Annotated in this window: 16 protein-coding genes; 9 read left to right on the forward strand and 7 right to left on the reverse strand. The window is 68.0% G+C overall.

Annotation, left to right across the window (positions count from 1 at the left end; translation table 11 throughout):
* Position 1 precedes the first annotated feature (1 nt).
* The 4 genes from ACYVLT_RS37685 to ACYVLT_RS37700 are packed head-to-tail and all read left to right on the forward strand — an operon-like array spanning position 2 to position 7,487.
* Positions 2-2,551 carry a hypothetical protein gene (locus ACYVLT_RS37685; protein ID WP_461124938.1) on the forward strand — a complete coding sequence of 850 codons (2,550 nt, stop codon included), beginning with the start codon at positions 2-4 and terminating at the stop codon, positions 2,549-2,551.
* A gap of 17 nt (positions 2,552-2,568) precedes the next feature.
* Positions 2,569-3,579: a hypothetical protein gene (locus tag ACYVLT_RS37690; RefSeq protein WP_461124939.1), complete on the forward strand. Its 1,011-nt coding sequence runs from the start codon at positions 2,569-2,571 to the stop codon at positions 3,577-3,579.
* Positions 3,576-5,066 carry a TRAFAC clade GTPase domain-containing protein gene (locus ACYVLT_RS37695; RefSeq protein WP_461124940.1) on the forward strand — a complete coding sequence of 497 codons (1,491 nt, stop codon included), beginning with the start codon at positions 3,576-3,578 and terminating at the stop codon, positions 5,064-5,066. The genes ACYVLT_RS37690 and ACYVLT_RS37695 overlap by 4 nt, the downstream gene beginning before the upstream one ends.
* 15 nt (positions 5,067-5,081) lie before the next feature.
* Positions 5,082-7,487 (forward strand): ATP-binding protein, encoded by a 2,406-nt coding sequence (locus ACYVLT_RS37700; protein ID WP_461124941.1) that lies wholly within the window; start codon positions 5,082-5,084, stop codon positions 7,485-7,487.
* Here ACYVLT_RS37700 and ACYVLT_RS37705 read toward each other — a convergent pair.
* Positions 7,430-8,536, reverse strand: coding sequence for a HesA/MoeB/ThiF family protein (locus tag ACYVLT_RS37705; RefSeq protein ID WP_461124942.1), 1,107 nt, complete (start codon positions 8,534-8,536; stop codon positions 7,430-7,432). The genes ACYVLT_RS37700 and ACYVLT_RS37705 overlap by 58 nt on opposite strands.
* Before the next feature lie 427 nt (positions 8,537-8,963).
* Between ACYVLT_RS37705 and ACYVLT_RS37710 the strand changes: the two genes are divergently transcribed.
* Both ACYVLT_RS37710 and ACYVLT_RS37715 read left to right on the forward strand, forming a co-directional pair.
* Positions 8,964-9,344: an integrase gene (locus ACYVLT_RS37710; RefSeq protein WP_461124943.1), complete on the forward strand. Its 381-nt coding sequence runs from the start codon at positions 8,964-8,966 to the stop codon at positions 9,342-9,344.
* 195 nt (positions 9,345-9,539) lie between these two features.
* The gene (locus tag ACYVLT_RS37715) at positions 9,540-10,079 is read left to right on the forward strand and encodes an integrase core domain-containing protein (RefSeq protein ID WP_461124944.1); all 540 of its coding nucleotides are present in this window, start codon (positions 9,540-9,542) and stop codon (positions 10,077-10,079) included.
* A 160-nt stretch (positions 10,080-10,239) separates the two neighbouring features.
* Here ACYVLT_RS37715 and ACYVLT_RS37720 read toward each other — a convergent pair whose 3' ends face one another.
* Together ACYVLT_RS37720 and ACYVLT_RS37725 are read right to left on the reverse strand one after the other, a co-directional pair.
* Positions 10,240-10,620, reverse strand: coding sequence for a hypothetical protein (locus tag ACYVLT_RS37720; protein ID WP_461124945.1), 381 nt, complete (start codon positions 10,618-10,620; stop codon positions 10,240-10,242).
* 759 nt (positions 10,621-11,379) lie between these two features.
* Complete coding sequence (locus ACYVLT_RS37725) at positions 11,380-12,666, reverse strand: hypothetical protein (protein WP_461124946.1); 1,287 nt, start codon at positions 12,664-12,666, stop codon at positions 11,380-11,382.
* A 747-nt stretch (positions 12,667-13,413) separates the two neighbouring features.
* Between ACYVLT_RS37725 and ACYVLT_RS37730 the strand changes: the two genes are divergently transcribed.
* The gene (locus ACYVLT_RS37730; RefSeq protein WP_461124947.1) at positions 13,414-16,683 is read left to right on the forward strand and encodes a type I restriction-modification system subunit M; all 3,270 of its coding nucleotides are present in this window, start codon (positions 13,414-13,416) and stop codon (positions 16,681-16,683) included.
* 564 nt (positions 16,684-17,247) lie between these two features.
* Here the strand turns inward: ACYVLT_RS37730 and ACYVLT_RS37735 are convergent.
* From ACYVLT_RS37735 to ACYVLT_RS37750, 4 genes are read right to left on the reverse strand one after another with little or no spacing between them, the layout of a single operon-like run.
* Entirely contained in the window at positions 17,248-20,076 is a 2,829-nt protein-coding gene (locus ACYVLT_RS37735; protein WP_461124948.1) for a DEAD/DEAH box helicase, read from the reverse strand.
* Positions 20,051-21,373: an ATP-binding protein gene (locus ACYVLT_RS37740; RefSeq protein ID WP_461124949.1), complete on the reverse strand. Its 1,323-nt coding sequence runs from the start codon at positions 21,371-21,373 to the stop codon at positions 20,051-20,053. The genes ACYVLT_RS37735 and ACYVLT_RS37740 overlap by 26 nt, the downstream gene beginning before the upstream one ends.
* On the reverse strand, positions 21,370-22,185 hold the full coding sequence (locus ACYVLT_RS37745; RefSeq protein ID WP_461124950.1) for a tellurite resistance TerB family protein: 816 nt from the start codon (positions 22,183-22,185) through the stop codon (positions 21,370-21,372). Before ACYVLT_RS37745 ends, ACYVLT_RS37740 begins: the two co-directional genes overlap by 4 nt.
* Entirely contained in the window at positions 22,104-23,459 is a 1,356-nt protein-coding gene (locus tag ACYVLT_RS37750; RefSeq protein WP_461124951.1) for a TerB N-terminal domain-containing protein, read from the reverse strand. Before ACYVLT_RS37750 ends, ACYVLT_RS37745 begins: the two co-directional genes overlap by 82 nt.
* Positions 23,460-23,935: 476 nt before the next feature.
* Between ACYVLT_RS37750 and ACYVLT_RS37755 the strand changes: the two genes are divergently transcribed.
* Positions 23,936-24,478, forward strand: coding sequence for a metallophosphoesterase family protein (locus ACYVLT_RS37755; RefSeq protein WP_461124952.1), 543 nt, complete (start codon positions 23,936-23,938; stop codon positions 24,476-24,478).
* Positions 24,448-24,720, forward strand: coding sequence for an Lsr2 family DNA-binding protein (locus ACYVLT_RS37760; RefSeq protein ID WP_461124953.1), 273 nt, complete (start codon positions 24,448-24,450; stop codon positions 24,718-24,720). The genes ACYVLT_RS37755 and ACYVLT_RS37760 overlap by 31 nt, the downstream gene beginning before the upstream one ends.
* Positions 24,721-24,764: the final 44 nt, after the last annotated feature.

The raw sequence follows: 24,764 nt of genomic DNA on the forward strand, positions 1-24,764 counted from the left end.
CATGGCCGAGACGGACCTTCCCGGACTCCGCGAGGCCGACGTCCGCGCCTACCTCGACGAGGTCATCACGCCGGTCGAGACGGGGTGGTCGCCCCACAGGAACCTGTTCCGGGTGTACCGGCTGCCCGCCGACTGCACCGCCGACGAGGTCGACTCGGCGCTGACCTCCACCCCGGCGCTGTGGGGCACGCCCGAACTGCGCGAGCACACTCGGGCCGCGGAGCGGCTGCGGCGCGGGCACCCGACCGCTGCGCGGACGCTGGCAGATCCGCGCGAGCGCTCGGTGCACCGGACCGCCGTAGCGGCGGAACGCACCGCCCTCGCCAAGGTGGTCGACCAATTCCTGCGGTCCGCGCCAGGCATGCCCGCCGCCGCCGTCGCGGCCCTCGTCCGGCAGTCCGCCGGCCGTTGGAGCCGCCCGGACGTCCTGGCCGCGCTCGAACAGCACCGGGCGGTCGAACGCGAGCCCGCGAGCCTCGACTTCACGCCGGACACGTCCCGGTCGCGCCGGATCACCGACGCACTGGTTGACCTCGGGATCCCCAGCCTGTGGGAGTACCTGACCAGGAACCTGTCCTCCGGCGGCCCGGACGTCCACGCCGACGCACTTCGGCGCAGGCGCGCACATCTGCGGACCCGACGAGGAGCAGGTGTCGAGGCTGAGCTGACCGTGCTCAAGATCGTCGAACAGGCGCTGGAGGAGCCCGAAGGACTGAGCGCTCTGCTGCGCCACGAGTTCCTCACCGAGCTGTCGGTAGCCGTGCTGCTGGGCTACCAGGAGGTCAGCTTCCTCGCGGCGGCCGAGCCGCAGCGCAGTGTCGCGAGCGGTCTCCCCCGCGACCCCGACACGCTCGCCTACGCTGTCTGGTGCCGACGCACGCACCGATCCGATTGGGAGTCCGACTACCGGCAAGCCGTCGCCGACGGCAGGCTGCACGCCGCGCTCGGGGTGCTGTCGAGCAGGCAGCTGACCGGGGACTGGGAGCGTGTCCGGGACGCGCTGGCCGCGACCGTGGACCGGTTGGCCGCCGATCTCACGGCTGCCCGCGAACTGGAGGACACCGCGCCGGAGGACGCGGCTGCCCGCTACCTGGCGGCGGGCCGGGAGCTGACCGACCCCGCGATCATGTCGGGCCTGCACCGTTGTCCGGCCATGGCTCCCGCCGAAGTGTCCGCGCGGGTGCACCACGACGCCATCGTCATCACGTGGGAGGAGTCGACATCGACCGCGGGACGCCTGACCTATCGGGTCAGCCGAGGCGGATCGGTGATCGCCGACGACACCGACGCCCTGGCGGTGTCGGACGTGCCGCCCTTCGGTGTGCCGACGTCGTACACAGTGCAGACCCTGAGGAACGGCATCCCTGGCGGGACGGCGCACAGCGGGGAGGTCGTGCTGGCGCCCGAGGTGCTGGACCTGGCGGTCGAGTCGACGATGCTGTCGGTGCACGGCCGCTGGCGGTTGCCTCCCGGAGCGGTCGGGGCATCGGTGACCAGGATCGCACCGTCGGGCGACACCGCGCAGATCGCCACGTCCGACGGGACGCGGTTCGACGACGTCTCCGTAGTGCCCGGTGTGCAGTACCGCTACGTCGTGCGTGCCCGCTACCCCGGCCGCGCCGGCGAGCCCCAGGACAGCTCGGGCCTGGTGGTCTGCGGCGAGTGTCCGGGGAACCCCCGCCAGGTCGACGACCTGCGGGCCGGTCTCTCGGGCGACACCGTGGAGTTGACCTGGACCAGGCAGAGCGGCACTCCGCTGGTGATCCGCGTCCCGCACGACGGGGTCGCGCCCGCGCCGCAGGTTCTCCGTGCCGCCGACGCGGTGGTCGCGGGCAGGGTGGTCGCGGTCAGCGACACGGGCCGGGCCTCGGTCCCTCTGGCAGAACTGGCAGGGCATCGGGTGCTCGTGCCGGTCACGGTGTCCGGCCCACTCGCCGCCATCGGTCCGGCAACGCGGGTGACTCCCCCGCTGGAGCCGGTCAGCGGCCTGCACGCCAGGCGGTTCGGCCCGCAGGTGGTGCTGACGTGGCAGTGGCCGATGTGGGCCACCGACGTGCGGGTGGTCTGGCGGCTCGACGGGCCTCCCACCGGGCCGCTGGACCCGCAGGCCACCGCGTTCGAGATCAGCAGGTCGGCGTACGAGGGCCGGGGCGCGCGGATCACCGCGACCCTGCCCGGCGAACACTGGTTCGGGGTGTCGGTCCTGGAGTCCGGTCGGTTCGGCCCCATGGTCACGGTGTGCTCGATCCGGCTGCGCGAGGTGCGCTACAGCGTCCGGCGCGTGGCCTGGTGGCGACGGGGCGAACTGCTGGTCACCGTGCACGGTCCGGAGCCCGCCCCCGACATCGCGGTCGTCGCCAAGTCCGGGTCGCGCCCGCTGGCACCCGAGGACGGCGTCGAGGTCCTGAGGCTGCCCGCCCCCGGCCCGTCCGAGCCCGTCCGGCTCCGGGTGCCGCGCCACCTGCGGCGGCCGGTGTTCCTGCGCGCGTTCTCCCTGGACGAGACCGTCGCGCTCGCCCACCCGGCCCCGCACCTCCTGGTCGTGCCCTGACCCGAGAGGAGACCGCTGTGCGTGCTCCGACCTGGAACGTCCCGACCCGACGCGTCCCGGCCTGTCCCTACTGCCACACCCGGACGCCGGTCAAGGCGTACCTGAGGCAGTGCGCCTCGCGCTGCGGCGAGACCGCGATCGAATTCCCGGTGTCCGCCGCACGCAAGGGCAAATGCCCGCACGGGCGTGCTCCGATGGCCCGCCAGGTGTGCCCGGCCTGTGGGCAGGCCGTGCCGCGTGAGTACGTCGAGGGCCACCCGAAGGTGGTCGCCGTGGTCGGGGCGGTGGGGTCCGGTAAGAGCACTTGGTTGGCGTCGGTCATCCGGTCGGTCGCGAAAGGACACTTGGACGACCGATTCCCCGGTATGTCCCTCGACGTGCTCGGTGAGAAGAGCAGGCTGCGGCACGAGCGAGACCGTGTGCTGGTCGCCGAAACCGTCCTGCACCGCACCACCGGCCCCGAGCCGTTGCTGGTCAGCCTGCGCGTCCGGCCGCGGGCGCGGGCGGTGGTGATCGCGTTCCACGACAGCACCGACGGGACCGCGGAGAGCCTGGCGCACGCCGACGGCCTCGTCCTGGCCGTCGAACCCGGGGCCGAGCCTGGCGACGCGGGGATCGCCCGGCTCGCCGAAGCCGTGCGCACCGCGCGCGGTCTGCGCCCTGACAACCGGATCAGCCTTCCGCTGGCCGTTGTACTGACCAAATTGGACACAGTGTGGGACATGGTCGACCCCGGGTCGCCGCTGCTGCGACCCGTGCCTCGGACAGGCGGCTACGCGGTGTCCGACGGTGTGGACGTCCACCACGAGACCACCGCCTGGCTCGGCCGCTGGAACAAGGCGGACCTCATCCGCGGTGCCCGCACCGCCTTCCGCCGCCACCGCTGCTTCGCCGCGACAGCGCTCGGCGACCGGGCGGACGGCAGGCGCGAACCGGTGCCCTACCGGGTGGAGGACCCGCTGCTGTGGCTGCTCGCCGAGTTCGGCGCGATACCGGCCTTCCGGGGCGCGGAGAGGACCACATCGTGATCGCCCAACTCTTCCTCTACCTGCTGCTGGGCGCGGTCGTGCTCGTGATCAGCGGGCCGGTCCTCGCCGCCGCGGTCGCGCTCAGCCTGACGTTGGCGTTGGTTGTCGTCACCCGGGAAGCGCTCGACTGCCTCGCCGTTCGGGCGAGCACCGAGCACCTGGAGCTGGACACCTTGCCCGATCCCGCCGACCGGCGGTACCTGTCCGGCCCGGCCCTGCGCGATCACCGGCGCCTCGGCGTCGCCTGCTTCGTGGCGCTGCACCAGCGCATGTCGACCCAGCTCGACGAGAGCTTCGCGGGCAACGGGCTTCGGCGGGTGCGCCCGATCCGCGAGTCCCAGGTCGTCACGCGCTCGCCCGCGGTGCCGTTCCTCGCGATCGCCGCGCGCACCGGGTTCGCCATCGGCTACACCATCGCGCTCGTCCTGTTGGCCACCACCTGGTCGGTGCAACTGGTGTTCCTCACCGCCGTGGTAGCGGGTTTCCGACTTCTCGCCGGCGTCTTGTGGCTGTTCGAGTCTCTTTCCCTGGCGCTGAGGGGAATCACGACGGAGTGCCCGCGCTGCCACGCCCGCCTCGCCCGCCCGGTGTTCGTCTGCCCCTGCGGTCGCGAGCACCACGAGCTCATCCCGGGCGCGCAGGGTGCCTTCCTCCGCACCTGCCACTGCGGCCGGAGACTGCCCACACTGCTGATCGCAGGCAAAAACGGTCTCTCACCGCGCTGCGGCGGCTGCGACGCCTCCCTGCCCTCCGCGACACAGACGATGCCCACGCGCCACGTCCCGGTGGTCGGCGGCACCGGCGCCGGCAAGTCGGTGTTCCTGCACACCGCGGTCGCCCGCATGCGATCCGATCACGACGCCGTCCCCGCGGACCCGTTCACCGACAGCAGGCTGGCCGAAACCGACGCGCTCCTCGCCGACGGCGTGTTCCCACCGCGCACGCCGGTGAGCCAACCGGTCTCGCACACCCTGCAGGTGCGCAACCGGCTCCTACACCTGTACGACGCGGCAGGCGAGATCGTGCAGGACGCCGACCGCATCGCCGACTCGGCCTTCCTCGCCCTCAGCGACGGTGTGGTTCTCGTCGTCGACCCGCTCGCCCTCCCCGCCGTCCGCGCCCGCGCCGACCCTGACGTCCTCGCCGGCACGCGGTCGTCCGGCATCGACCCCAAGACCGTCCTCGACCTGCTCACCGAGACCCTCACCGAGCACCACACCGCCACGCCCCGCCGTATCGCCGTCGTCGTCACCAAGGGCGACACCCTCCCCGACTCCCTCCACCCCTACTCCACTCAGCCCCCGGACCGCCCCGCCGCAGTCCGCGCGTGGCTCATCACCCACGGCCATGCCGATCTCGTCCACTCCGCGGAACACCACTTCCCCCACGTCCACTACTTCGTGGTCACCTACCTCACCGCCTCCCCCGACCCCCACGACGACCCGGCCGCTCCCATCCACTGGCTGCTGACAGGAACCACCCCATGACGACATCGACCGACCGTGGCCGCCTGGTGGCCCGCATCCTCCTGCTCCTGTCCGCCCTTGTCGCGATCGGCTTGCTGGCCTTCGCCGGCACAGCAATCTTCTGACGACGAGACCGACGCCCGCTCGCTCGTCACAGGCTGGACCCGTGGGGCGCTGGTAGCTGACCGGGTGATTATCGGTACTCTGGGCCGTTTTTGGCGGAGTTGCAAGCCATACTCAGAGCTCATGGCCGATGGTGGTGTCAGCAACGACATGAGCGGCACGGTCCAGGGCGTGGTGGTGCAAGCAGGCCGGATCGATCAGGTGGTAGTGCCTGCTCCGGAAGCCGTAGTGGTGCCGCGACAGCTACCGACCGCGGTCCCCGATTTCTGCGGACGTCTCACCCACGTCGCCGCTCTCGACGCCCTGCTGGCGGAATCGGAGCGGAATGCCGGTGGCGGGGCGACGGTCGTGGCGTTGGACGGATCGGCGGGAGCGGGCAAGTCGACCTTGGCGGTGTGGTGGGCACACCGCGTCCAGGACCGGTTCCCGGGTGGCACGTTGTTCGTGAACCTCCGCGGTTTCGGTCCGAGCGCCCCGTTGCCCCCGCAGGTCGTGCTGACGGACTTCCTCACCGCGCTCGGTGTCGCGGAGCGGCGGATTCCCGAGGGCGTGGAGGCGCAGGGCGCGTTGTTCCGATCGCTGGTAACGGTCCGGCGGGCGCTGGTGGTGTTGGACAACGCCGGGTCCGCCGAGCAGGTGCGTCCGTTGTTGCCCGGCGCGGCGGGGTCGCTGGCGTTGGTGACCAGCCGGGGCGCACTGTCGGAGTTGTTGGTGTCGGAGGCGGTCCGGCGGGTCGCGGTGGACGTCTTCGACGCCGTGGACGCCGTGCGTCTGGTGGAAAGTGTCGTGGGTGAGGCCCGAACCGCTGCGGAGCCCGATGCGGTGGAGGAACTGGTGGGGGTGTGCGCGCGGTTGCCCTTGGCGGTGCGGGTGGCGGCGACGCGGGTGGCGTCGCGCCCGTTCCTGTCGGTGGCCGACGTGGTGGAGGAGATCCGGGAGGAACAACGGGGCCTGATCGGGATGGACGGGCCGTGGCGCGGGCTGGGTGGCGTGCGGGCGGTGTTCGACTGGTCCTATTCCCGACTCGACCCGGTGCACGCTCGGGTGTTCAGGTTGCTGGGGTTGCACCCGGTGCCGGAGTTCGGAGCACCTGCCGTAGCCGCCCTGGCCGCGCTCGACCTGCGCTCCGCGACGCACGTCCTGGAGGACTTGGCGGAACAGCACCTGGTCGAGCCGGTGGCTCGTCGGCGGTATCGGATGCACGATCTGCTGCACGACTATGCCGCCCACCGCGCGGACCTGGACGAAACACCTGTGGCTCGGGAGGAGGCGGCGTCGCGCCTGCTGGGTTGGTATGCCGCAGTGGCGGACTCGGCAGATCGTCTCGTGTACCCAGTGTCAGCCCGGCTACCTGTGGAACTTCCCGTCGTGCAGGCGCCGGTGCGCGACCGGGAGGAGGCGCTGGGGTGGTTGCGTTCTGAGCGAGTCGTGTTGTCCGCGGTACAGCGCATGGCTCTGGACCACAGCATGCACGAAGTGGTGATCGCGTTGGCGTTGTCGTCGCGCCATCTGGGATTGGGGCCGCGGTCGTGGTGGCCAGAGGAGTTGGAAGCGAAGTCGCGCGGGATCGAGGCGGCTCGGGTGTCGGGAGTCCAGGAGGCCGAGGCGTTCCTCCGGGTCCTGCGCGGGCACAGTCACCGAAGTGCGGGTGACCAGGCGGCGGCGGAGACCGACTTCCAGACCGTGTTGGATTCAGCGGCGCGGTCCGGCGATCAGGTCCTGCGGCGGCGAGCGTTGGCAGGCCTGGCGAGCCTGAGGGAGGCACAGGAGCGTTACGACGAAGCGGCGGACTACTACCTGGCGATGTGGGAGGCGACGAGGCAAGAGGGCGACTCCGCGGCCGAGGCCATCGCGTTGGGGAACCTATGCCTGGTGAACGCGAAGCGTGGGCGGTTCGACGAGGCGTTGGACTACGCCCAACGTGCTTGGGAGCTGCGCAGCCGCACCGGTAATCCGTTGGTCATCGCCTATGCCGAGGACGACCTGGCGCTCGCGCGACAAGGATTGGGTGAGCACGACACCGCCATCGGATTGTGGGAGAAAGTTACGGAGGTCTACGCGCGGCACAGCGGCGCGGAATCACATCTGGCCGCGGCGTTGGAGGCGATGGCCGTCTCGTTGGCCGCCACCGGCCGGGACGACCGGGCCGTGCACGACCTGCGGCGGGCCGCCACGATCCTGACGGACCTGGACGACCCGCGCGCCGAACTGGTTCGGCGACGTGCCGAGGATCTCGCCTCGGCACGCGCCGACGGGCCAGGTCAGCCGGCGGACCGCCCGCAGGCGGGGCAGTCCGGCTCCGGTTCCGGCGATTCGTAGAACGTGCTGTGCTGCAGCGTGATGAGGTTGTACCCGATCTGGCGGTTCGTCCGCAGGCGGGGGATCCCGGTGATCAGACTCATCACGGCGTGACCGGCCAGGTGCCCGGCGATCCCGGCTGACACGGCGTTGACCGCGTGCGTCCCGATCGTCCCGCTCGTGCCCGGCCACGGGGTCGGCGGCGGTGCCGCAAGTTGTTCCCGCGCGGCGGCGGTGCGTGCGCAGTCGTAGCAAGGTCCATCGCCGGGCACGAACAGCCCGACGCCCGCTCTGGGCCCGTGATAGCCGCCGTGGACCCAGGCTGTGCCGGTGTCCAGGCATGCCCGGTTGGTCCACGACCGGATCTCGTGCGGGGTGTCGGCCGCCATCAGCAGCACGTCGCACCCCGCCGCCAGCCGCCGCAGCGTCCCCACGCCGTCGACTGTCGTCTCCTCGCCGGTGACCTCGACTTCGCCGTTGTGCCGGCGCAGCACCTCGACCGCGACGTCGACCTTGGCGCGGCCGAGGTCGTGCTCGGTGTAGAGGACCTGCCGGTTGAGGTTGGACAGCTCCACCAGGTCCGGTTCGACCAGGTGCAACCGCCCCACCCCGGACTGGACCAGCGCGAGGGCCGCGGTGCTGCCGACCCCACCGACACCGACGACCGTGACCCGCGCCTGCCGCAACGCCAACTGCGCGTGCCAACCGTTGGTGCGCGGGGCGGCGTCCATCCACCGCCACAACGCCCGACTACGCGCGAATCGCTCCCGCTGGGCGTCGGAGAGCGCCTCCGGTGGCGGTTCGTCGGCATCCTCCAGGTAGCCGGAGGAGGCCAGCGTGTCGATCGCCGTGCGAATCGTGTCGGGCGGCTCGTCGGGGTGGCGGTGGACCAGGTCGGCGACCACCTGGTCCACCGTGCGCGTCCCGTCGAGAAGTGTGAGCAGCGTCCACACCGTGCCGTCCGGGTCAGGGATCGTCGCGGCGATTCCCGGCAGGGAGCCACCGATCTGCACCGAGTCGTCGCCGTGGCGGACCGGTAAGTGCTCGTACTTGATACGTGGGCGGTGCATCACACTTCTCCTGTCCACATCATGTCAGGCCTCGTCCGACGTCTTCGGGTCGCACGGGAACCGATCCACCGTGACCGCGATGAGTGTGATGATCATGTCCTCACCCCCCTTCCCTGCCGGTGGAGGCGGAACAGGGCGGGGAAGGGCAAACACGGACGCGGCGGCTGCGCCTGGTCCGGTGGTGGGACGTGGGACCTGAACGGGCTCATCCCTGGTCCTCCTCTCCTGTAGCAGCCAGCGGATGGCTGGCCGAGAAGAGGATGCGACGCACCCCGGGACAGGTCCGGGGACAGCCAATGGGACAAGTCCGGGACAACGGCTCGTCCGAACGGGTGATCTCGAATCCGTGTGGGGTGCCAGAACTCTGTACTCGAGCGTTGAGCTGCGGTGATCCTGCACTCTGGGCTTCAGGGCAGGATCGTGAGGGGTGGCATTACGACTGTTGTACCTGATCTTCGTCCGGCTCGGCGGTCGGCTGGTTCTGCTGGGCCGGTCATCGGCGGCCAAGGACGTGGAGCTGCTGGTGCTGCGGCACGAGGTCGCCGTGCTGCACCGGACCAATCCCCGCCCGCGATTGGAGTGGGCCGATCGAGCTGTGCTCGCCGCGCTGGTTCGCCGACTCCCCCGACAGCTGCGCGAGCACCGGTTTGTGACACCGGGAACCCTCCTACGCTGGCACCGGCGCCTGGTCGCGAGGAAATGGACCTATCCGAACCCGACCGGGCGTCCACCGGTCGACGATGCCGTGGTGGCGTTGATCGAGCGGATGGCCAGGGACAACGCCGGTCGGGGCTACCGCAGAATCTAGGGAGAGCTGCTCAAGCTCGGTCACCGTATAGCCGCCTCGACCGTGCGCCGTGTGCTCAAGCGCCTGCGGGTACCGCCCGCGCCCCAGCAAGACACTGACAGCTCTTGACGACGGTTCCTGCACGCGCAGGCCGCGAGCATGTTGGTCTGCGACTTCTCCCACGTCGACTGCGCCGACACGCTCAAGCGGGTCTACGTGTTCTTCGTGATGGAGCTCGCCACGCGCTACGTGCACATCCTCGGCACCACCACCAACCCCAACGCGCCCCGAACCACCCAACAAATCCGCAACCTGCCCACGGACCCGGCCGACCGGGCAGACGGCTTCCGGTTCCTGATCCGCGACCGGGCCAGCCAGTCCACCGCCTCGTACGACGCAGTCTTCTCCGACACCGGCATCCAGGTCGTGAAGATCCCGCCACAGTGTCCGCAGGCCAACTCCTACGCCGAACGGTTCGCCGGAACCGTCCGACGCGAAGTCACCGACCGACTGCTCATCGTCAACGAACACCACCTACGGGCGGTCCTGGACCGCTACGCGACCCACTACAACCACCGCCGACCACACCAAGCCCGGCAACTCGCGCCACCACGACCCGACCGACCGATCGCAGAGCCGGGCTGTCTCGAAACGCCGCCGACCAGTCCTCGGCGGCCTTATCAACAAGTACGAACCCACAACAGCCTAACCGCAGGTCAGACCGTATGGCCGACTTCTGGAACCTCACAGGCGTGACGAGTCGGACGACAGCACAACCTTCGGAACATACGTCCGACCGGTTACGAACAACTCTTCTCAACGGATTCCGCGACGCTGCCCAATCCCATAGGGAGCGGAATTTCGAAATTCCCGCAGATACACCCCCCGATAGCGATACCGCTGGAGAAGTTCCGCATCAACCGGCGGAGGAGCATGCCGCGTCGACCGCCCGCGTGTACTTGTTCATCAGCTTCTGATGTTCATTGCGTTGTTTGGCGATCCACGCGACGGCCGTGCCGCTCGCGATCGTGCCGAGCAGACTCACGCCTACCTCTACCCAGTTCCGGTCATTTGTGAAAAATGTCGCGACGATAAGACCGGACAATACGGCAACCAACACCACCGCCAGCAAATACATGAGGATATTGTATCGCTTGACCTCCCGGTGTTCGTAGTCACGAAGCCCTCGCAAGAACCGGCAATTGTCGTTACGATTAACACTCAGGACATCCGCGAGACGCAGTGTAGAAGCGTCATCCAAAATGTACGTCTCGACGGAGAAGGTGTCATCACCCATGGGCCGATCTTCTTCCGCTTTTCAGATGGCGCGTTACCCGCGTCCGCAACGGCTGCAGGTGATCGTTCATGCGAACCTGATCCCATCTCGTACCCGTTTGTCGGAGTGACCGACGCTACGTTGCACCCCCGGCCACTTCTTCACCCAAAGGAGTGACGGGTTATGAGGTGTCGGGCGATGCTCGCAGCACTGTGCCCCGTCAGACGTGAAGAGAAGATCAGCTTCGCCACCGGTGCGGTGGTCGGGTGCGGCACGAGCGACTGCTGCAGCACCCCGCGCTCGGCGACGATCATCCATCGCCCAGTCGCGTTGGTCCACGCTGTCGTCGCATCCGTTCCAAACGCGCGACTCGCGACATGAGCGGTGGCGACTCACCACGTACGACCAACCGCCTGGGAGCAGCGCTGTGGGAGCAGATTGGGAGCCGCAAGACGCGCCCAACCGCATCCAACGGCTCTCAGCCGCGGCCAACTGCACCCACACAGCCTGCAGAAGGCGCGTTTCCGCAGGTCAGACCAGATGGCGATGTACGTTGACACAGTAGGAGTCCTCGGAGACGTGACCAACTGCGCTCAACAGCACGAAACCGCAGGTAACAGCACTCAACCGCACCTGCGACAAACCTCGTACACGAGTGACCACATACGGAGCGTGCAAGACCAAGTGTGGTCACCTCGCCGAACGCTCGATCGCATACTTGGCCCGCCGATGGTGTCTCCGGGCCTACCGATCGTCGCCCTCCCCCGCTACGCCGAGCACTCAGTGCAGAGCCGCTGGTGGGGCCCTCGGTGCCGTCTGACGGCTCAGGGGGCGTGCTGCGCGAACACTGCGCGGACCTCCTCCATGCCTGCTGGCTCGTACCCTTGCGGGCCGTCCACGGCGAACATCGTGGTGTCCCACAATCGCTCGGGATGCCGACTGGGCGTGAGCATCACGCCGACCACGCTGGCGATCTGCGGCTTCCGAACCGTGCAGGTCGTAGTGGAACAGGTGCACCCGTCCTTCGAATACGCCACGTGCGTGCTCGTCGAGTTGCGAGGCGACCATGAACACCATCGGGGTGAACTCGTCTGGGTTGGGGGCGACGAGCCGGGTTTCGGTGCGGACGCCTTCCCCGGTCCACGAGCCAATGGCAGACATAAAACCCAACAGCGTCCGCCCGAGTTCGGTGCGCGCGTCGATCGGAAACCCGTCGAGGTCGGCGAGCACCTTGATCCGATCCGCCTCCCGTTCCTCGACGAGAGGCGCGCGGGCGATGTCCTCCATGATGACCCGCAGCAATAGGTGAGCCGCCATGTCGTCACGTCCCGCCGGGCTCAGGGGTGCTCGCGCCGTGGACACCGCGGTGCCGAACCCGGCGAGGTCCAGGGCGACGGGGTCGGGTTCCGCCTCCAGGTCGGCCAGCGCGAACTCGTGGTAGCGGCACGGCTCGCCGCCCAGGTCCAGCGGTTCGCCAGCGACACGATGCAGATAGGCCAGTACCGCGCGAGTCGAGTAGAGGTGGTTGAACAGGAACTCCCAGTCGCGCCGCATCAGCACGACTGCGGGTGTGTCCTCCGGTCCGGGTGGCGGTCGGTACCCCTCCGGCACGTCGGGATGGTCGACGATCACGATCGACAGCCACTGGTGCGCGGATCCGGCGACGTGGATCGACCGTCCCCTGGCGTTGCTCAGGACCGCTGGTGTGTTGGTCAGGCGTCGGACGGTCCCGCTCGCCTGCCTGTATGCCTTGGAGATGTTCTTGGTGAGCCAGGCGGATTCCTTGGCCGCGTCACCACTGGGTGCCACCCGGCTCTTGACTTGCAACACCGCGGCACGCGGACCGACGACCACGGTCCCGTCACCCAGCTCCCGCATGCCGGAACCGTTGCGCTGTTGCTTCGGCAAGAACATGAAGTCCGGCATGCCGAACGTCGAAGCGGCGTTACGAGAGGCGTCCTCGGCCTCGTACCCCTGCTCGTCAACCGCAGGCAACAGCGAGGCATCGGGGATGCGCCGAACCAAGGTTCCCTCGGCCGTCTCCAACACCAGAGTCAGCTCGGCCATGGCGACCTCCACTGCACCACTCCACGTAGGTCGGAGCAGCGTAGATGTCCGTTCTGCCGCCGGTGGAATCTCCTACACCCGTATCGGTCAAGTACAGACGGAGCGCGGCTGCCAGAGCACTCACCTTGACAGCAACTGCCGTACCCGCCTCCATGGTGACCAAGGCGGACATCTAACTGCTTAACAAGAAGCAACTTGCCGGACGCAGGCCGTACTGCCACTCCATTGGGTGTAACGGTCCCGCCATACGGCCGATAGGACTCGCAACAGTGCGAGCCTGACCGGTCGGGTGGGCCAGGCGGTCCTTGGAGGGCGCCCACGCAGGTCGAGACCGGCGCGGTATGGGCTGAGCAAGTTGTGATCGCGGGCAGCGCGGTCCGTCAACTGCTGGTTCCGGATGGTGTCCTGGACCTACACGAGGGCGACCGAGGTTCGGTAGTTCCCAGTAGGTGCGGCACTGGGCCTGCCGCACGAACCGGGCGTAGTGAACGAGCACTGGGGTGGCGGTCATCACGGGTTCAAGCAGGATGCGCCACGACGCAACACCGTCCGGGTTGCGCGATCGCCGAGGTTTTGGAGGGTGATGACAGTACACGCGCGCCACGAACACTTTCGAGACTGTCGGACCTCGGCGGTTCCCGAATCTCGTGTACGTGCAACCCTTTCTCCAGGTAGGCTTCTCGAGACTAATCGAGGGGAACAGCGGGTGAGGACGGAAGAACCGCGTGCCCGAGGTGAGGGGAACGTATGAGTGATTCGGTGACGCAGCTATCTAGGCTAATCTGGTCAGTTACCGACCTACTGCGCGGCGACTTCAAGAGGTCAGACTACGACAGTGTGGTGTTGCCGTTCACTGTGCTTCGCCGCCTCGACTGTCTTCTTATGTCAACCCGTCGCAGCGTTCTCGACGCCTTAGAGCGTTTGGGTCAGGGCTCCGCAGATTCGGACGCGGCACTCCGGGATGCCTCCGGTCACCCTTTCTACAACACCAGTCACTTTATTCTGGGGGACATCGTTGCCAATGGCCCACAGACGACCGAGCGGCTTCTCCTCGACTATGTGCGCAGCTTCTCGCAAAATATTCAGGAGGTGTTCGAAGGTTTCGAATTCGACGCCACCATAAAGCGCCTATCTTATTCCGATCTGCTCCATCACGTCGTTGGCCGATTCCAGCACTTGGATCTGGGTCCAGCTCTCTCCGTGCACGAGATGAGCTTTATTTTTGAGGACCTGGTACGGCGCTTCGCTGAACAGTCAAGTGAGATTAGTGGCGAGCACACCACACCTCGCGACGTCAGCCAGCTCATGGCCGCGCTCGTCACCGAGCCCGACTCGGGACAACTCGCTGCTCCCGGATTGGTTAGGACGGTCCACGATCCTGTCTGTGGCGCTGGCGGTTTGCTCGGCGAGGCGGCCGACCGCATCACCGACATGAACCCCGAGGCCAACGTCCTCCTGTCCGGCCAGGAACTAAACCATGAGAGCTGGGCAATCGCCCGCTCCAGCATGCTGATGAGCGGGCGAGCCCCGGAGCCGGTGGCGTTAGGAAACGTTCTTCGCGACGATCGATTTGCAACACAACGATTCGACTACCTGCTGGCCCACCCTCCGTTCGGCATCGATTGGAGGAACGTCGAGCAGTACGTCCGTTCCGAGCATGAATACCACGGCTACCAAGGCCGTTTCGGTGCCGGGCTTCCTCGTATCAACGACGGATCCCTGCTGTTCCTCCAGCACATGCTGACAAAGATGAAACCCGTGGACGACTCCGGCAGAGGGGGCAGCCGTATCGCGATCGCCTTCAACGGCTCTCCCATGTTCGCTGGTTATGCTGGGTCTGGGGAGTCTGATATCCGACGGTGGATTATTGAGAACGACTGGCTCGAAGGCATCGTCGCCCTGCCTGACCAGCTCTTTTCGAACACCGGAATCAGTACATACGTATGGGTGCTCAGCAACCGTAAGCCCGCCAATCGCCAGGGGCGTGTGATCCTCGTCAAGGCCCAGGATCACTGGCAGAAGATGCGCCAGTCGATTGGCAGTAAGCGCAAGTACCTCGGCCCCGACCAGTTGACCGAGATCGTCCAACTCTACAGCGATGCCACGTCTTCCGCCCAGTTTCCAACCAGGTCCGCGCGCGACCGCGTGCGCGTGGTCCAGAACCAGGACCTGCTCTATCGCCAGATCGTCATCGAGCATCCGCTGCGACTGCACTTCGAACTTTCGGAGGAGGCGCTCGACAGGCTCGCTGCTTTGCGGGCTATCCAGCGGACGGGCGACCCTAAGGTGCTTCTGACGGCACTCCGGAAACTCGTCGGTACTACTTGGAACACGATTTCCGAGGCCCGTACAGCGCTGCGCCAGGCCGCCAAGGCAGCTGGCCAAACCTGGCCCAGCGGAACAGCGTTCGACAAATCCGTCCGCAACGCGCTTGGCGTACGCGACCCCGACGGTGAACTCCAGCAGCGCCAAGGGTCGCCGGAGCCCGACGTGGAGTTGCGCAACATTGTTTCTCTTCCGTTGCATGAAGAGCCTGAGAAGTACCTCCGGACCAAGGTCCAGCCGCGCACCCCTGAGGCCTGGATCGACCCCGATCGGACACGAGTGGGATGTGAGATTTCATCCACGCTCTTCTACGTGGCGGATATCGACGGACCTTTCGAACCGCTTCGACAGTTTGTCCGACTGGAAACGGACAAGGTCAAAATGCGCCGCCCAGCACCGGAAGAGGATGCGCTGGCCCCGCCGAAGCACCTCACTTCACCGCATCTGCACGCGGTGGACTCAGCTGTTGAACTTCCCGACGCGGAAATGGACGATTCCGAGCTGACGCCATGCTCGGGCGGCGACCTCGTGGGACGATACGGCAACTGGAGGCTTCTCCCCGCAGGATTCGGCGAAGCCGTGACCCCGTTGTTCGTGCTGCATCCGCTGCAGGGCCGTGGCAGAGTGCTATGCGAGTGGCTCAACTCCCGTAAGGACCACGGAGCATTCCCGCGCGTCCGCGACCTGCTAGATACGCCCGTACCTGTGGAGCTGGTCACCGACGCCACGATTGACGATCTACTTGAGGATGTACAGGAAGCGCGGCGCGCCCTGCGGACCGCGACTGAGGGCATCCTGCCGAATATCTTCTCCGGCAGCGAGACCCTCAGCGAGGAGATTCGAACCACCATCAGATTCGCCTCCCATGAGGCCCGGCTCGCAGGCCAACTGGTCCGACCCTTCGACGATCCTATCTGGCGCGCGGAATCAAGCTATCCCTTCCACATGGCCGCCCTCGCCCGCCGCTACCGCGTCAGCACGCACCCAGCAGAGCGCAAGGACGGACTGCTCAAGCTCGGAGAAGGTACCGCACGCACGCTGGGCATCCTTGCTCTCAGCGAACTCATCACACACCACAGTGGCTTCACCCGCTCCCTTCGCCAGCAGTTCCGCAACGGGGCAAGCTTCGGCACCTGGCTCTGGTTGATCGAACGCTTCCTGGAAGAGGTTAAGACCCCGGTCCTGTCGGAACTGGAGGCGATACAGGCGCGTGGCTCGACACGAGCGCTCCTGGAGGAGATCAAGGACTTCCGTAACAGCTCGCACCACTCCCACGGCGTCCGGGCGAGCCATGAGATCGACGAAGACGTCGAGAAACTCGAACCACGCGTGGTCTCGACCATCAGCTCGGTCAACTGGCTGTCGGGTATCGAGTGGTTTTGGGTAGAGCGCTGCGAATACCTCGACGACTCCTCCTACCGCATCGTCGGTCTTCGGCTACGCGGCAGCCATCCAAGCTGGGAACCATTCGAACGATCAACCACCCACCCCCTTCGCCCGGACCGCATCTACGTCGATAACGATCCATCAAGCCCAGTAGATCTCTGGCCGCTGGCAATGGCCAGCATCTGTCCGGACTGCCGGACGCGGGAACTGTTCCTGCTCAACCAAGTACGAGACGGACGCGTGATCCTCCGTAGCCTGGAGGAACACTCCCTGGAACTCCCGTATGGCACTTCCGAAGACCTATAGGGCTCGCGACCAAGCAGACCATGCGATCATCGGTATGAGCGGACGTCGACCGCTCGCGCTTGTGCAGCCGCCTGGGAGCAGCGCTGTGGGAGCAGATTGGGAGCCGCAGGACGCGCCCAACCGCACCCAACGGCTCTCAGCCGCGGCCAACTGCACCCACACAGCCTGCTGAAGGCGTATTTCTGCAGGTCAGAGCAGATGGCGATGTACGTTGACACGGTAGGGGTCACTGGTTCAATCCCAGTATCGTCCACCAGAGAAGTGCAGCTCAGAGGGCCTGTCGGCGGTGATCGTCGACAGGCCCTCCGGCATTTGAACGTCATCTGACCGTGCACCTCGCCGCTCGCGGGCGGTCTGGATGTCGGTGCCACCGGCGAGCAGCCAGGAGGCATGGGCGTGCCGTAGGTCGTACATCCGCACCCGGCGCTTGATCCCAGTGGCGGCCAGGGCCGGTGTCCGGATGTTCCTGAGATACCACCTCCGTGGTAGGTGTCCGTCGGTGTCCACACCGTCCACGCCGAGAACAACAGCTCATCGAGCGTGGCCGGTTCGACAGCTCATGGACTACACGGCGCTGCGCTCGGGCCCGGTGACGAGGTACCGCACTTCGTGGGGTGTGCGGGCCAGGTAGTGGCGCAGCAGATCAGCGGTGGCCTTGGCGTCGGCGAGGGCTCGGTGAGCCGTGCCGTGAGTGGCGGGCATGTCGATCGCGGCGAGGCAGTCGTGCAGTTTGCGGCGTCCGGCCCGGTGGACCTGGTTGTCGAGCTTCATCGTGCACAGCGTCGCGCTCAGGGTGAGCGGGGTGCTGGTGCGGGCGAACTCGGCGTTCAGGAAGTTCAAGTCGAACGAGGCGTTGTGGGCCACGACGACGGCGTCGTCAAGGTGAGCGGCGAGGGTGGGCGCTATGTCGACGAACAAGGGGGCGCCAGCCAGGTCGTCCTCGGTGATGCCGTGCACTTCGGTCGCCGCGAGTGGGCGTTGTGGGTCTACCAGCGCGCTCCACTCGCCGAGAACGGTGCCGTCGGGGGCGACGCGGATGACCGCTACCTCGACGATCCGATCCTTGCCCCAGGCGGCGAAGCCGGTGGTTTCGACATCCAGGACCGCATAGGCCGTCGGGGTGGTGACGAGAGGTGCCGGGACGAAGGGGATTCCGGTGATGACGTCGACGTCGTGCTCGGGCAGCCGGTCGACCATGTCGGCCAGCGCGGAGCGGGCCCCTGCCATGTCCAGGCACGCGGCCGCGTAGCCGCGAGTGCGCAATGGCTTGCCGAGGTGGACGTCGTGCTTCTCCACGACGGAGTCGGGCAGTGCGGCGGCGATGTCCTCGGCGGTGGTGTCGTCTTCCAAGAGCAGTTGCTGGAGGACCGCGCGCAGTTGGGCCGGTGTGCACTTGGGCACGGTGAAGGCGACGCCGTCCCGGACCGCCGGCACGCCCGCACGGGTCAGCCACGCCGTCAGGGTGTTGAGGATGCGATCGCCGCGCCAGGGGAAGACGATGGTGTCGTCACCCTTGGCCAGCGCGGGGTTCCGGGTCAGGTCGAAGCGGCGATAGGCCGCGCGTCCTTCGTCGAGGAGGCGTTGGGCGGTGGCGTCGAGGTAGGCGGGAACGTCGTCGGACTCGTACCAGACGCGCATCCGACGGCGGACTTCGTCGTGGATCTCGGCACGACCGCCGGCGAACTTGGGCGCCCGGCCGCCGTGCGAGGGCTCCACCTGGATCAGGGCCGCGTGGTCGTCCACGGAGACGATCTTCCAACGCCGGCCCGCGAAGATGACCAGCGAACCGACCTCGGTGGGCGTGGTCACGTGCAGCATGCCGAGGGTGCGGGAACCGTGCACCAGCCGGTACTCCTGCTTCTCCGCGAAGACCGCGTAGAACGAGTAGTGGTTGACGATCCGCTCCCCCACCCTGCCGAGCAGCAGCAGGCCGTCGGGCTCCTGCTGGACGAGTTCGGCTTGGCCGAGGTCGCGCAGCAGAGTGGCGAAGGTCGTCTTGTCGATGTGGGCGAACGGTCCGGAGACGCACAGCGCCTGGAAGAGCTCGACCGGGCGGGCACCCTGGTGCTGGGCGATGACGGACATGATCTGCTGGATGAACGTGGACAGGTGCAGCGAGGACGTGTCCGCGGGCTCGTACCAGCGCTCGGACAGCAGGCTCATCATGGCCACGGCTTGGCACAGCTCGGCGCGCAACTCGTCCTGCGGTGCGATGTCGGCGGTGATCTCCTGGGCGGTCACGTACATGCGCAGCACGGCGGGCTCGCCACGACGTCCGGAGCGGCCGATGCGCTGGCGCAGGCTCGCCACCGAGGGCGGCGCCCCGACCTGGGCGACCGAGGTGAGGGTGCCGATGTCGATGCCCATCTCCAGCGTGGAGGTGCACAGCACGGTGACGGGCCGGTTGCTCTTGAGCAGGCCTTCGACGTGCTCGCGCACGTCTTTGGCGAGGCTTCCGTGGTGCGGGAAGAACTCGTTGGGCACGGCGCGTTCCTCGCTGTGGCGGCGCAGCCGGTCCGCGTACAGCTCGACGTCTCCGCGCCGGTCGAAGAACACGAGGTTGTTGCCGCCGCGCAGGGTGGTGAACACGTGTTCGCTGATCCGCTCGACGGAGGTCGGCTCGTCGGATTCCCCGGCCTGGGTGGTCGGCGCCTCGTTGACGTACCCGCGGACTATGGCGCTGATGTTCCCGCTCTGGTGCGAGGCCGTCAGGAGGTGTACGCCCTCGCCGCTGCCGGGGCGAAGGTAGTCGCGCGCCGACTCCATGTTGCCCAACGTGGCCGACAATCCGATGCGAGGGATGCGACGGCGGGTCGCCAGCTCGACGCGGTGCAGCAGGGACTGGAGCTGCGCGCCGCGCTCGGTGCCCATGAACGAGTGCATCTCGTCGATCACGACCCACCGCAGGGCTCGCAGCAGCCAGCCGATCTCCATGCCGCGCAGGACGAACATCGCCTCCAGCGACTCAGGTGTGATGAGCAGGATGCCGTCGGGCTTGTCGAGCACCTTGGCCTTTGCCGAACCGGGCACGTCGCCGTGCCAGCGGTGCACCGGCAGGTCGAGTTCGTCGCACAGCTCGTCGAGGCGGCGGTGCTGGTCGTTGATCAGCGCCTTGAGCGGCGACACGTAGAGCACTCGGATGCCGCCGTCGTCCACCTCGTCGAGCAGGGCGGAGCAGATCGGCAGGAACGCCGCCTCCGTCTTGCCCGACGCGGTGGCCGCCGAGACGATCACGTCCTCGGTCCCCTTGAGCACCAAGGGGATGGCTTGCTCCTGCGCGTCGTTGAGCTTCGGCCACCCCTGCCGGTGGATCCAGCGCTGGACCTTCTGGTGGAGGCGGAAGAACTGCGAGGATCCCGGCGGGGTGTCAGAGGCGGAAGGTGGCCAGCTCATCGTCCACTCTCGACTCGTCCTGCGCGGCCGGCTCCAGTGGTTCGAGGTCGGGGTTCAGCTCCGCCGCGAACCGCACGCCGCCGACGAGCGCTTCCCACGGTTGGCCGGGATTGTGCTCCAGCACCGACAGCAGGTTGAGGAACTCCCGGATCGTGGTGCGCGGGGTGCGGAAGTAGGCGTCGCCGATGTTCTGCGAGCAGTGGTGCATGAACGCGTGCAGGGCCTCATCGGGCACGAGGTACCGCTGCGGGTCACCCGAGGCGTGCACGTGGCGCAGCTTGGTGAGCAGGATGTAGAAGTCCTCTTGCGTCAGGTTGGTCAGCCTCAGCACCGGCCCGGAGTGGTCCACCAGGCCGTTGGCGGCGAAGGCGTTCTCCGCCAGGCGGGACTGCAACGCCTCATAGGAGTACAGGCCGCGGCGGGTGTCCATGAGGAACTCCGGCGTGCCGCCGAACAGGAAGCCCACGTGGGTGCTGATGCCCTGGAGGCTGTCGTTCACGATGCGCAGGATCTGCTCGTAGTTGGCGGAACGGGCCTGCGAGGAGGTCAGCTTGTAGAGGTTGACCATCTCGTCCAGGCACACCAGCAGGCCGCTGTAGCCGGCCATGCGCACGAAGCGGGACAGCAGCTTGAGCTGGTCGTAGAAGCTCGCGTCATCCACGATCGTGCGCACGCCGAGGGCGGCGCGGGCCTCGGTCTTGGTGGTGAACTCGCCGCGCAGCCAGCGCACCGCGTCGATCTTGAGCTGCTCGTTGCCGGTGTCGTGGCCGCGCCAGTAGGCCTCCACGACGGTGCCGAAGTCGTAGCCGCCGACCAGCTCGGACAGCTCTGCCATGCGCTGCCGGATCACGTTCTCCGGTGACGTGCCCTGCTCGCGTGCGGTGGCGAGCGCCTGGGAGACGAAGCGCTCGACGATGCCGGCGAGCGCGCCGCCGTCCGGCTTGGCCGAGGTCGAGGTGTTGCGGGCAAGCTCGGCGTACAGACTGCGGGCCTGGCCGCCAGTGGCGTGCAGACGGCGGTCGGGCGCAAGGTCGGCGTGCATCGTGACCAGGCGCTTCTTCAGCGCGGCGGCGCGGATGAGGTTCAGGAAGAACGTCTTGCCCGAGCCGTACTCGCCGATGACGAAGCGGGCCGTGGAGCCGCCGTCGGCGACGCTGTCGAGGTCGCGCAGCAGCGACTCGACCTCGCGCGCACGCCCGACCTGGACGTGCTGCTGGCCCGAGCGGGGCACGACGCCGGCCCGTAGCGACTGGATGATCGCGTCGCGATCGCGGGGTCGGATGCGCGTGTCGTTCATGCGAGCAGTTCTCCCATTGCGTAGTCGTTGATCACGAGCCGGTCGCCGTCGTCCTCGACGACCGGTTCGTCGGCTGCCTCGACCGCCGCTTCGTTGAGCACGTCCAGCGCGCCCTCGGGCAGCAGGCCGGCCTCGGCGCAGAGGGTGTCGAAGTCGGCACGGCTCCAGGCCGGTCGTGTGGCCAGCTCCCGCAGCAAGTCCGTGTGAACGGCGTCGAGGGACCCGACGAGGTCCACGGCGTCAACCGGTGCGGGTGGCGGTGGTGTGGCATCTTCCGGCTCGTCGAAGACATCGGCGAGCAGGGCGGCCACGGCGGCGCTCTCCCGCATCTTGGCCTCCACCAGGGCCGGGTCGAGGCGCACGGCGCCGACCGGCGGCTCGGGCCTTGGTGGTGGCGGGATGAGGTAGCCGGTCGGGCCGGTGTCCGCCGGCACGACGACCACGGGTTCGGTGGCCGGTGCGGGGCGGGTGGACGCGGCGGTGAGGGCGTGCAGTTCGGTGTACACCGAGTCCGGCTCCTGCCCCAGCAGCTTGTAGATCTTGCGCAGCGTGTCGACCTCGCCGGGCGAGACGACGCCGTCCACGGCCGCGATCGCGGTGGCGAACTCGGCGACGTGGGCGCGTTGCGCGTCGGTGAGGCCACCCAGGCGCTTGGTGAGCCCGGTCAGCTTCAGCTTCGAGGCCAGCAGCCAGTCCAGGTGGGCGGTCAGCCTGATCCGCTCCCCCGGTGTCAGGTGCAGGCTCGACTCCAGGTGGGAGACCAGGTGGTCCCGTTCGGCGCTGGACACGTCGTCGTCTGCCGCGGAGACCACGGCGGCGAGGTGCAGCAGCGTCGTTGCGGCGGTGTACTCGGGCGTCGCGGTCGCGGACTGCGCGGCGGTGATGCGGAACAGCACGGCCGGCCCTCGCTCTGCACCGGGCCGCCCAAGCGCACGTCGGGTTCGATGCCGATGCCGAACTTGTCCAGCAGTTGCGCCAGTCCGACCGCGTCGGCCTTGGCGAACTTGCCGGGAGTGCGGGCGGGCCACAGGGAGGTCAGGTCCGCCGCCTCGAACCGAGCCTGCCGCACGTCGTCCGGGACGGTCCGGTCGACCAGTTCGCGCAGCGGGCGCAGACCGGTGAGGTCGCCTGTGAACAACTCGTCCGGCAGCAGCGCCAGCGCGGGCAACGTCCCCGCTGCCTCGGGTTGGCGACCGATCAGCCGGCTGTAGGCGTCGAGGTCGTCGGTGCACGACTCCACCAGCGCCTTCAGCACCTTCGTCGGTGCGGCGGCGGTGAGCACATCGGGCACGTCCAGGCGCCACGTCGTCGTGCGAAGTCCACCGCTGGCAGGGCGGTAGTCGAGGTCCACCCGGCTCTTCAGCGGGCGGACGCGGAGGCCGTCGCCGCAGCGGGCCTGGTAGCGGGTGGTGAACAGCGCGCGGAACTCGTCGGGGCACCGCGTCGCGGGTGTTCGCGGGTAGATCTCGGGGTGGAGCATGGCCCACGACCAAGCCCAGTCGACCGGGAGGGGGCGCCCCTCGGCGGCGAAGCGGCCGATACCGACGCGCAGCGTGAGCGGCGGGGGCCACTTGTCGTGCTCGCCCGGATCGGGGGCGGGGCCCTCTCCCCTGGCGATGAGCGCGCGGAGAACCTGTTGGAAGGCGGTGGCGTACTGGCGGAACGACGAGTTGCCGCCGTAGACGGTCAGCAGGCGGACCACCTCGCCGAGGATGCGCGGCAGGTCGGCCCGCGCGGCCGGGTCCTGCTGCGCGTCGACCAGCGCCCGCCGCTCCAGGCCGTAGAAGTACAGGAACACGTAGCCGATGTAGGCGTCCGGCGCCCACCTGCCACCCTCCAGCCACAGCAGGTACGCGGCCCGGCTGCGAGGCGTGATCGAGTGGTAGGCGGGCCAGTAGTCCATGTCCCGGCCCGCGAAGTCGGGCTTGCGCCAGTCGATCGGCAGCGTGGGGTCGATCACCTCGACGTTCTGGTAGGACACCGCTTCACCCCGGGACAACTTCCCGACGTAGAGCATCCCGCCGGGCAGCGACCGGCCCGCCACCGACGACGTGGCCCCGGCCGGCACCCAGGCCGGGGCGGACACCGGGGGCTGACGTCGCGATACCGGCTGCGGCCGAGGGTGCGAAGGAGGCGGACCTGGCCGCGGCGAATGCGGCACGGGCACCGGCGGCGGCACGAACGCTGGGATCGGCGGCGAAGGTCGTGGTGGCGCCATGACGGCGGGCTTGCTCTCGAACAGCTGCCGCAGTCGGTCCAACAGCCCCACTCGGCCCCCTCAACTCGCGCCGTGTGCACACGGACGGTCTCTCCAAAACGGTGACAGCGGCTACGTCGCGTTAGCCCCATACCGCGTTAGCGCCTAAATGGGTGAATTACTTCAGTGGCACTTTCGCCTTGTCGCAGCAACAAGCCAATACGCGAGGGCTGCTCACTCAATCGTGTGAATGGTCGATGTAGCGCTCCCGCGAACGGCCGCGATGTGCGGGCCATGATCCCTTCGCATGATCGCCGCCCGGCCCCGCGTCCCGCGATCCACATGAACCTCTGGAGCGTGCAACGGTGACCGGGGTTCGGATCGTGCACGCGGCGGACATCCACCTCGACAGTCCGCTGCGAGGACTCAGCAGGTTTGCCGACGACGACCTCGCCCAGCAGTTGCGGTTGGCCTCACGACGCGCGATGGAAAACCTGGTGAGGTTGGTCGTCGACAAGGGCGCTCATGCGCTCGTGCTGGCCGGGGACATCTACGACGGTGACTGGCGCGATTACGCGACCGGTCAGTTCTTCGCCCGGCAGATGGACGTCCTGCACCAGCACGGGGTGCGCGTGTTCATGGTCGCCGGCAACCACGACGCCGCCAGCGTCGTCACGAAAGCCGTTCCCCTGCCGGGCAACGTCGCGGTGATGAGCACCGACAAGGCGGAGACCCTCACCGTCGACGACCTCGGCCTGGTCGTCCACGGTCAGGGCTTCGCGTCGAAGGCCGTCGACGAGAACCTCGCGCTGGCCTACCCCGACCGGGTCGATGGCCTGGTGAACGTCGGCATCCTCCACACCGTCACATCCGCCAGGTGGCGGAGGACCTGGGCCTGGCCAACGTGACCGTGTCGGAACTGGTGGCACCGGCGGTGCTGGAGCCGACACGCCCCGCCGAGGAAGTCCGTGCCGCGATCCGCGAGGGCACGGCCCTGGAAGAGGTCGCACCGGTTCACACCAGCCGCCCCACCCCGGCGCAGGACTTGACGGCTGTGCGGGTGTGGGCACGGCAGAACGGGTTCCAGGTCAAAGAACGGGGCCGCGTGCCCTACGACGTGATCAAGGCGTACGAAGCGGCGAACGCGTGAACGGGTCGGACGAGCGTGTGGACGACGCCCCGCTCCCACTGGGG

This window comes from Saccharothrix stipae, assembly GCF_054781895.1.